Here is a 9,159-nt window from a genome sequence, read left to right as displayed (position 1 = left end):
CCTCGATGCCGCCGACGATGGCGCGCCCCGCATCCTGGCCCGCCTCCTCGGCCGCACGAGCCAACGCGCCGAACTCCGGCGGCCGCACCGGCGGCAGGGGCACCGCCTTGGCCGCAGGCGCGTCGGCGCTCCTCGCCCGAGCGGATGCGGTTGTCGAGATCCTGGACCTGCCGGCGCAGCAGGTCGATCTCCGGGTTGAACTCGCCGCGCCGCGACGGGTGCACCCGGGCCTCGGTCTCGTCGGCGCGCTGCGCCAGCGCCCCGCGCCGCTCGCGCATCTCGCGCAGGTCGTCGCTGTCCTGCGGCGTCCAGTGCTTGCCCGCGGCGATCGCCCCGACCTCGTTGATCGTCTCGCCGAGGGCGGTGCCGGCCTGCCGCCCAGCCTCCAGCGCCGCGATCTGCGGCACGAGGCGACCGAGCGCCCGGCTCACGGTCGTCGCCGTCGTGACGCCGAGCAGGCTCAGGGCGCCGAGCGTGCCCTTGAGGGTCAGCAGCGCGGCGCCTGCCGCGGCGACCTGGGTCCCGAAGGCGATCACCGGGTCGGGCAGGTTCGAGACCGCGTCGACCGCGTTGCCGACGCGGTCGTAGAACCGGGTCAGCGGACCGTCGTTGACCTGGGCGAGGCGCATGTAGAGCGTCTCGATCGAGCCGATCATCCGCTGATAGGCGCCGTAGAAGCCGGCATTGATGTCCGCGCCGATCTTCGCGGCCCGGTCGTTCGGCGTGGTGCGGAAGGTCTCCTGATCCTTGTTGAGCGTGTCGAGCTTGAGGCCCTGCGCCCGGCCGCCGTGCTCCTGGCCGAAGAGATACTTCGCCATCGCCGGGGTCAGGCCCTTGGCGACGAGATCGCGCATCAGGCGCTCGATGTCGGTCGCGCCCGCCGTCGCCGTCATGTATTCATTGACGACCTTGGCGATCTTGGCCGCATCCTGGGCGTTGATCTTGCCCTTCCTGCCTCTCTTGGCGAGCGTCTCCTGCAGGATGGTCGAGACCTGCGGCACGAACTCCTCGCGCGAGCCGACGACGTCCTCGTCCTGCATCAGCGCGGCGATGCGCTTCGACTGCGACGCGGTCAGGCCCTTGCCGAACTTGAGCCGCACGACGTTGTCGAGCCCCTCGGAGGACATCCGCTTGCTCGGCTCGACGTAGTCGTCGTGGTCGATGTCGTTGGCCGCCATCACGGCCCGGCCCTTGTCGGTCGGCACCGCGAGCTTGGTCGCGGCCGCGCGCACGAAGTTGCCGGCCATGGCGCCTTCGTAGCCGATCCGGCGGAGCTGCGCCCCGAGCGCGTCGGCGAACTCCTCCGAGAACCCGCCCACCTGTCCGGGCGCGGCCCCGAACTTGGTGTAGCCCATGATGTCGTTGTGGTCGGCTCCCGAGGACTTGGCGAACTGCACCAGCCGGTTGGCGGCGTGGCGCGAGGACGTGGCGGCCGCGTCCGGGCTCGACATGTCGTAGCTCATCGCGAGCATGCGCCCGAGGATCGCGCTCGACGCCTCGTCCATGGTCGTGCCCATGGCGAGCGCGTAGTCCTTGGCGTTGTCGGTCACCGCCCGGATGAGGCCCGCCGTCTTGAGATGGTCGGGCAGGCTCGACCCGATCCGGGTCTGCGCCTTGACCACGTCGGCGTTCGAGAACCGGGTGTCCTGGCCGATGCGCAAGGCCTGCTCGTAGAGCGGGCGCTGCTTGGTCACGTCGATCTGGAGCACGGCCTGCTGACGGCGGGTCGCCTCGTCCATCTCCAGGTAGCCGTCGCGGGCCTTCTCATAGGTCCGCCGCGCCATCTCGGCGGCGCCGGCGCCCGCGAGGGTATCGACGACGCCCGCGCCCTCGTGCGGTGCCCCGCCCGCCATCGAGCCGGAGGCGTAGCGCCGGCCCTGCCGGTAGTCCTGGCGCAACTCGGACTGACGCCGCGCGGCCGCGGCTGCCGCGGCAGCCTGGGCCGGCGCGCTCATCCCGGCGACCATCCGGCGGCTCGCCTCGATGTTCGCCATCATCTGGCGGCCCGAGGCACTCATCCCGGCGGCGAGGTCGCGGTAGCTGCGAGCGAGGCCGGTGGCCCGCGCCGAGGCGAGCGAGAACAGCGCCGGCTGCCGGGCGATGGCGGCGTTGGCCGTGCCGGCGGCCGCGGCGAGCGCGGTCTCGGCGGCGGCGACCGTGCGCAGCGGCGTAGCCGCCCCGGCGATCCCGGCGGCGAGGGCGCGCACCTCGCGCTTCTGCTCGACGTAGAGCACCCGCGTCGCCGCCATCTGGCGCTCGGCGGCCGCGTGCACCCGCTTGGCGACCTTGAGGCGGGCCTCGGCCTCGGCGACGAGGCCCGAGGCGACGAAGCCGGCATAGTTGTCCGAGCCGGATGCCTTCGAGCGCTGGAAGAACGCGACCCGCTTCTCGGCGGCCGCGAGGTCCCGGGCCGCCCGCTCGGTCTCGGCGCTGGCGCGCCGCATCTTCGCGCCGAGCGCGTCGAGGCCGGACGCCGCCCCCTTGAGCTGGCCGAGCCGGTCGACGCTACCCTTGAGGTGATCGAGTTCGCGCGCGAGCTTCGCCACCTCGGGCGTCGCCTGGGCGACCTGCCCGAGGGACTTGCCGGCATTGCCGAGCTGCTTGAGCGAGCCCGCCGCCTTGCCGGCCGGTCCGGTCACCTCGTCGGTGAGCCGCACGATGAGGGAGGACACGCGGCTCGTCATCGGGGCTCGTTCCGTTCGTCAGCGCCTCGCGGCGCGGGCCTGTGCCACGAGCCACTCGCGGCAGAAGTCGTCCCAGGGCATGGCGTCGAGTTCGCCCCGGGTGCCGCCGATCACGTCGAGGATGTCGGCGCGGTAGGCGCGCCAGTCGGCGGGAGCGAACCGGGGTCGCTCTCCCCCGCCGCCAGCCGCAACCGGCGCGGCAAAAAATCCATCAGCCGCCCCATGATCCGGTCGTCGTCGTCCGGGTCGAGCGCGTCGATCACCGCGTGCGGGATCGGGTCGCCCTCGGGCGTGAAGAAGATCGGGAAGCCCTGGAAGCCGCCCTCGGCGAGGGCGTCGTAGAACGCGCCGACCTCGCGCGCGGTCGGGCGGCGCATCACGACGGCGTCGTAGAGGCGGCCGTCATAGGACAGGGGACAGTCGAGCGGGAACACGGCGCTGCGCTCGCGGCCGCCGACGAAGACGGGGGGCGCGGGCTTGGGCGCGACGGGAGCCGGCACGGCCACCGGCGCAGGGGCCAGCTGCGTGAACCCGCCGAGTGCGTGCAGGCCCGGCCCCTCGCCGGTCGTACCGATGACCGGACCGACCGGCGACGGCGATGCGACCGGAACGACGAGCACGTCGGGCGAGGTGGCGGGCGCCGCGGCTCGCGCCGCCTCGGCGGCCTGCATCCGCGCGGCCTCGGCCTTGCCGACCGGCGCGTACTGGCTGAAATCGTGACCCACGGTGGCGTCTCGTCAGGTTGGCGGGAGATCGGGTCGGCGGTCCCGGCCGGGACCGCCGCGGGAGCGGCTCAGGCGCCGAGCGCGTTGCGGTACTCGGCGAACAGGTCGATCCCGCCCGAGCGCCAGTAGCGGCCGTAGAACGACCACGCGAAGATCTCCTCGCCGTTGATCACGAGGTCGTAATAGGTCACCTCGGCCAGGGTGTGGTCGCAGTCGAGCAGCTCGCCCGGGGTGTGCTCGCCCGGCGACCACGTCGAGACGATGCCCTGGATCGTCGAGCGGACCGAGACGAGCTTGTTCGTGCGCTTGTTGCGCAAGGATGCCGCGAACGTCCACTTGTCGTGCTGGCCGGCCGAGAAGCCGTACTTGCGCAGCACGTCGAGGTCGAGGCCCTTGACCGAGAACTTCGGCTCGATGCTGTCGGCCATCGGCAGGAGGAACTTGACCGAACCGACGCCGCCGCCGGGGGTGTGCTCGGCTTCCTTGCGCTTGATCTCGGGCAGGCCGACCTTGGTGACGGTCAGCACGCGGGTGTCGTCCGGGTCGTCGGCGCGGCGAACGTCGACCTCTTCGATGATGAGGATGTCCTGGGCCATGGCGGGGTGAAGCCTCTAGCGGAGGGCCGGGGGAGCGGCGCGAGGAAGCGGGGCCCGCGCCGGTGTGGGGCGCGGGCTGGGGGCGGATCAGACGATGGTGGCGCTCTGCGAGCCGGCCCGCGCGATGATCGCGTCGATCGTCGCGTCGACCGCCGGGCGGTAGCGGCGCACGATGTTGGTCGCGCGCCGGAACACCGCCGCCTGCTCGATGTAGCTCTCGACCGTCAGGTGACCCATCCTCACCTCGTCGGTCGAGTTCACCGCCCGGCGGAAGTCGAGCTTGTAGCCGAGCAGGTCTTCGGCGTTGACGTGCGCCTCCAGCATGAACCCGAGCGACTTCAACCACGCCTCGACCCGGCGCGGCGTGATGCGCCCGCCGAGATACTCGCGGGTGATCTTCTGCATCTTGACGTCGAGGTAGTCCTGCCCGCGAACCTGATGGAACTGGCTCCACAGCTCGCTCGTCTCGGCCGACTCGGTGCCGATGAACACGAAGCCGCCATCCGCGATCGCGTCGACGTTGGCGCTCTCGCCGCGCACGACGACGCTGACGTCCTGGGCGAGCAGCACCTGCCCCTCGACCGCGCCGTCGATCATCGAGAACGCGATCGGCCGCGACAGGTCGGCGAGCCCGAGCACCGGCAGGTTGGCGATCGGCTCGAACGGCTTGCCCTCGTGGTTGTTATCCTGGCGCACGAACAGCCCGAGGATGCGCGGGCTCATCGGGCGGGTGACGAGGGTCGACTGGTTGCCGATCGTCTCGTAGACGCGCGCCGCGACCCCGAGCGGGATCAGGCGTTGCGACGACATCGTCTCGCGCGCCGCGATCGCCGCCTCCTTGGTGCCGGCGGCGACGTCGACGACGCTGACCGCGCGCAGGGCCTCCAGGTGCTCGGGCAGCGCTGCGACGATCGGGTTGGCGACCAGCAGCCCGTCGGGCTGCTGGGCGGTGTAGCCGGGCACGCCGATGAGCCGCGGCGTCATCTTGACGTGCTGGGTCGCCGCGCGCAGCGCGTAGAGCCCGGTCTGGCTGCCGGCCGAGCCGATGATCCGGGCCATCGTGGCGGCGAGCCGCGCCGCCGCGGTGGCGCCGGCGCCCTCGGGCACGCGCACGACGGTGAGGTCGGCGCCGTAGCCGCCGAGCTGGGCGTTGAGGCCGCGGACCGCGTCGGCGAGGTAGCCGGTGCCGAGCTTCGCCAGATAGGTCGGGTCGGTCGAGGTGAACCGCACCGGCTCGTCGGGCGGGAACACGGCCGGGTCGGCGTCGTCGGAGGTCGAGCAGTAGCCGACCTTCGAGAAGTCGGCGCCCGAGGTGGCGACGATGTCGTCCTTGGGCCGCGAGGTGTCATAGCCGAAATACGGGGCGGTCACGGGCGCTCTCCGGACAAAGAAAAAGCCGCCCGAGGGCGGCCCTGACGGCGAGGGGGTGGTGGGACCGGCGCACCGGGCGCCGGGGCGAGGATCAGGCCAGCGCCGGCCACTCGACCGCCGCGAAGGCGGCCGCGGCGGCGTCGAGGTCGGGAGCGGCGTCGATCGCCGCCTTGGCCGAGAGGCGGCCGCGCTTGATCGCGGCGCCGGCGGTCTCCCAGGCGTCGTAGGCGGCCTTGATCGAGCGGGCGACGCCGAGCACGTCGGTCGCGGGCGCCCCGGTCACGGGGTCGACGTCGAGGCCGATCGTGGCGGCGAGCATCTTGTAGCGCTCGGCCGTCGCGGTCTCCGGCTCCCCGAGGGCGGAGAACGCCTGCGCCTGGCTCTCCTGATACTCCATCGCCTGCCCGGTGCCGGCGGTGATGAGGAGCCCGCGCAGGGCCTCGGCCTGCGCGTCGATCGCCGCCTTGAGCGCCGCCTTGACGACCGGCAGGAACGCCGCATCGGGCACGCCCTGCGCCCGCAGGTGCTCGGGCGTGCATTGGTAGTAGTAACGCCCGCCATGCTCGACGGCGGCGATCACTGCATTCGCGAGGTTCACAGCTCACACCCTCAGAAGTTGGGAAGATTGGTGAAGACGTCGGGCGCCGCCGCCGCCGTCGTCCCGGCGGTGTTGGTGTACTTGTCAATCAGCCGACCGAGGATCGACTGGCCGACGATCGTGAGATTGGAGGCGTAGAGCTGCACCATCGGCCCGCTGATGACCGCGCCAAGGTTGTCGGACGGGATGTCGAGCGTGCAGCCGAGCAGGCCGGCCGCCTGCCGCACGAAGATGCTGTCGGACGCACCGTCGGGCGGGCCGATGATCGCCGAGCGGAAGTCTCGCGTGAACGCGGTGTATCCGCTGGAGTTGGGAACGACGATCCGCACCGCCAGGAGCGACACGTAGGCGTCGCCTTCGAGCGTGAAGCGATAGGCGGCGCGGACGTTCTCGGCGGTGATGCCGTACTTGTTGAAGGTAATGACCGCGGGGCTGGCCGGGTTGAAGCTCGCGACCCGCAGGCGCTTGTTGAAGATCCGGATATGCTCCGACACGTTGTAGTCGGACATCAGAATGACGGTCAGAAGGCCGCCCGGCACGCAGTCGGCGAGCGCACGGTTGATCGTGCGGTAGGGAGCCGACTGCGTCCCGGCGTTCGTATCGAGCCCGGTGCTCTGCGACACGTACTTCTGAATATCCGCCCGCGCGATCGCGTTCTGATACGCGAGCGAAACAGCGGCGATCTGTTCCTGCGCAGTCGTGGCGATGGTCTGCGGCAATTGCAGGAGATTGCCTGCGGCGAGGACGAGGGCGGCGACTTGACTTTCGAGGCTCATGACCTGTCCCTAGCGGTACGTGCTGCGGATGACGTCGGAGAAGCGCGCGACGTCCTGCGACAGGGAGCGTTCCTGGAGCTGGACGATTGCGAGCGAGAGGTCGGTCATCGCCGGGGCGATGCTGATGTTGAGGCTCATGCCCGAGGTCGACACGGTCACGACGTCGGAGGGGATGCCGAGCAGGCGGAGGGTGAATTGCAGGATCAGCGAGGCGCGCGTCGGCCGCGCCGCCAGCTCGATCGACTCGCTCCACACCGCGAACAGCACGTCGTCGGCGTAGAACCCCAGCTCGCGGATCGGGAACGTCTCGCCGGGCGGGATGATCGTGTTGAGCGCGACGGTGTCCTCGCCGATCACCTCGCCGCCGCCGATCGGCACCTTGAGCCGTTCGCGGACCAGCTTCGTCTGCCCCCGGGTCACGGTGTAGCCGGCGCCGGCGCCGTCGCCGAGCCCGACATGGGTGATGCTGACCTTGAAGCCGCCCTCTGTGGCGGCCCGTGCCTTGGCGATCCCTGCGGCGGTGATCGTCGGCTTGATCGGTTCGACGTCGCTCATGCGGCCTCGGCTGTGACGGAGAGGAGGAGGAAGGCGGTCCCCACCGCCGCGAGGCCGGACCCGGCCGCGAAGGCCGTCGCCGGACCGGCCTCGGCGAGGTGGTGATCGAGGAGGAGACCCACGCCCGCCGAGGCGAGCGCCGGCTCGGCCGCGAAATCGGTCGCAGGCCCGGCATCCACGACCCGGTGATCGAGCAGCAGCCCGACGCCCGCCGCCGCCACGCTCATGTCGGCGGCGAAGTCGGTCGCGGGCCCGGCCTCGGCGATGCGGCCGTCGAGCAGCACCCCGACGCCCGCCGCGGCGAGGCTCGGCTCGGCCGTGAGTTCGACCCCGACCGCGAGATCGAAGGCCCGCGACAGCGGCTTGATCCGCATCACGGTCGCGTGGATCGCCCGCACGACCCGCTCGTCGAGGACCGGCGAGCCGCCGTAGAGGCGCGAGCGCGCCAGCGCGACGACCGAGAAAGTGTAGGGCCGCCCCCGCGGGGTGGTCTCGTGCCACTCGGTCATGCGGGTGGTCACCCGCAGCGCCGCCAGCGCCCGCGTCACCGCCCGCGGCGTGCCCTTGTAGCGGTGCACCTCCGGGGCGAACGCGATCACGTCGCGGCGCACCGCCTCCGGCCAGTCCGGATCCCACACGTCGACCGAGGCGCCCCAGGCGCGCTGCGGCAGGTAGTCGGCCGGCACTTCCGCGACCGCCGGCCCGCCGATGCGCCGCACCCGGTCGGCCTCGATGTCCTCGAAGCGCCCGTCGGTGCCGGCGAGCGCCCGCTCGCGCGGCGTGGCGTGGTCGGGCAGGAGGTCGAGGCGCTCGGGTCGCTCACTCATCGGGGGTCTCGACGCGCACGACGATCTCGGTGCAGTAGGGCGCCGCGTAGGCGGCCGACGGCGAGGCCGGGCCGATCGCCGCCGCGTTGACGTCGGCGGCCGGCGCGATCAGGTCGACCTCCTCGACGAGGATCGCCCCGGAGGCGTCCGGCACGTAGGCGGCACCGAACAGCATCTGGCGCAGTTGCGCCGCGCCCGGCCGGTGCTGGCGCGCGGCCTGCGCCGCGAGGCGCCGCTCGGCCTCGGCCTTGACCACGCCGCGGTCGGCGCCCGGGCCGACGTAGAGCACCGCCTCGATGCGGTAGGTCAGGATCGGCGCCGGCTCGACCACGACGAAGTCGGCGAGCGGCCGGCGGGTGCGGTCGGAGAGCGCCGCCTGCACGGCGGCGACGAGCGCGGCCGGGGCCGCCCCGTTGCCGCCGGTGGCCGCGCTCGCGGCCGCGGTGGCGACGATCGGCACGCGGACCTGCCCGAGCGGGGCGAACGGCGCGTCGGGCGTGCCGCCGAAGCTCATCGGCCCGTAGGCCGCGGCCGCCTTCACGCCGGCGACCGAGAGCGCGAAGAACAGGTAGCCGCCCTCGGGCCCGCAGGTCGACAGGGCCTCGGGCGCGAGTTGGATGCGGGCGCGGAAGTCGTCGTCCAGCTCCCAGTCCTCGGGGGCCTCGGCGTAGGCGCGCGGCTCGGTGACGAGCGGCAGGCGCTCGACCGGCGGCACCTGACTGGCGCCGAGGTGGTCGAGGAACACGCCCCAGGCGGTCGCGAGCAGGACGGCGCGGATCGCCGCGTCGAAGGCGGCGTAGACGTAGACCTCGCGGTAGGCCGCGGCGCGCTGGAGGATCGGCACGGTGTCGCCGGCGATCTTCCTGCCGACGTCGTAGGGGATGCCGGCGGCGTTGAGCCGGTCGGCGACGTCGGCCATGCGGGCGGAGAAGACCGCGTCGAAGTCCGGCTGGGCCGGCAGCGCGGGCAGGCGCGACAGGTCGATGTCGGCGAAGCGCCGCGTGACGGCCATGGCGGGTCCTTCGGA

9 protein-coding genes are annotated in these 9,159 nt (G+C 72.4%); all 9 read right to left on the bottom strand.

What is annotated here, in order from left to right:
* Positions 1-2,684: phage tail tape measure protein (locus EOE48_RS27055; protein WP_246154961.1), on the bottom strand; the 2,684-nt coding region annotated here is incomplete at its 3' end.
* Between the two features lie 110 nt (positions 2,685-2,794).
* Positions 2,795-3,409 (bottom strand): phage tail assembly protein, encoded by a 615-nt coding sequence (locus EOE48_RS29420; RefSeq protein WP_187371565.1) that lies wholly within the window; start codon positions 3,407-3,409, stop codon positions 2,795-2,797.
* Between the two features lie 68 nt (positions 3,410-3,477).
* Positions 3,478-4,005, bottom strand: a complete 528-nt coding sequence (locus tag EOE48_RS27045; protein WP_127733991.1) for a phage major tail tube protein — start codon at positions 4,003-4,005, stop codon at positions 3,478-3,480.
* An 87-nt stretch (positions 4,006-4,092) separates the two neighbouring features.
* Positions 4,093-5,376 carry a phage tail sheath protein gene (locus EOE48_RS27040; RefSeq protein WP_127733990.1) on the bottom strand — a complete coding sequence of 428 codons (1,284 nt, stop codon included), beginning with the start codon at positions 5,374-5,376 and terminating at the stop codon, positions 4,093-4,095.
* A 91-nt stretch (positions 5,377-5,467) separates the two neighbouring features.
* Positions 5,468-5,974 (bottom strand): hypothetical protein, encoded by a 507-nt coding sequence (locus EOE48_RS27035; protein WP_127733989.1) that lies wholly within the window; start codon positions 5,972-5,974, stop codon positions 5,468-5,470.
* 11 nt (positions 5,975-5,985) lie between these two features.
* Entirely contained in the window at positions 5,986-6,750 is a 765-nt protein-coding gene (locus tag EOE48_RS27030) for a hypothetical protein (protein WP_127733988.1), read from the bottom strand.
* Positions 6,751-6,759: 9 nt separating this feature from the next.
* On the bottom strand, positions 6,760-7,305 hold the full coding sequence (locus EOE48_RS27025; RefSeq protein WP_127733987.1) for a phage tail-collar fiber domain-containing protein: 546 nt from the start codon (positions 7,303-7,305) through the stop codon (positions 6,760-6,762).
* Positions 7,302-8,132, bottom strand: a complete 831-nt coding sequence (locus tag EOE48_RS27020; protein WP_127733986.1) for a phage tail protein I — start codon at positions 8,130-8,132, stop codon at positions 7,302-7,304. The genes EOE48_RS27025 and EOE48_RS27020 overlap by 4 nt, the downstream gene beginning before the upstream one ends.
* Positions 8,125-9,144 (bottom strand): baseplate J/gp47 family protein, encoded by a 1,020-nt coding sequence (locus EOE48_RS27015; protein WP_127733985.1) that lies wholly within the window; start codon positions 9,142-9,144, stop codon positions 8,125-8,127. Before EOE48_RS27015 ends, EOE48_RS27020 begins: the two co-directional genes overlap by 8 nt.
* Positions 9,145-9,159 lie beyond the last annotated feature (15 nt).

The organism is Methylobacterium oryzihabitans (genome assembly GCF_004004555.2).
Lineage (GTDB): Bacteria > Pseudomonadota > Alphaproteobacteria > Rhizobiales > Beijerinckiaceae > Methylobacterium > Methylobacterium oryzihabitans.
The sequence above is the reverse complement of the archived record's forward strand: the minus strand, read 5'-3'. Positions and strand labels throughout refer to the sequence as shown.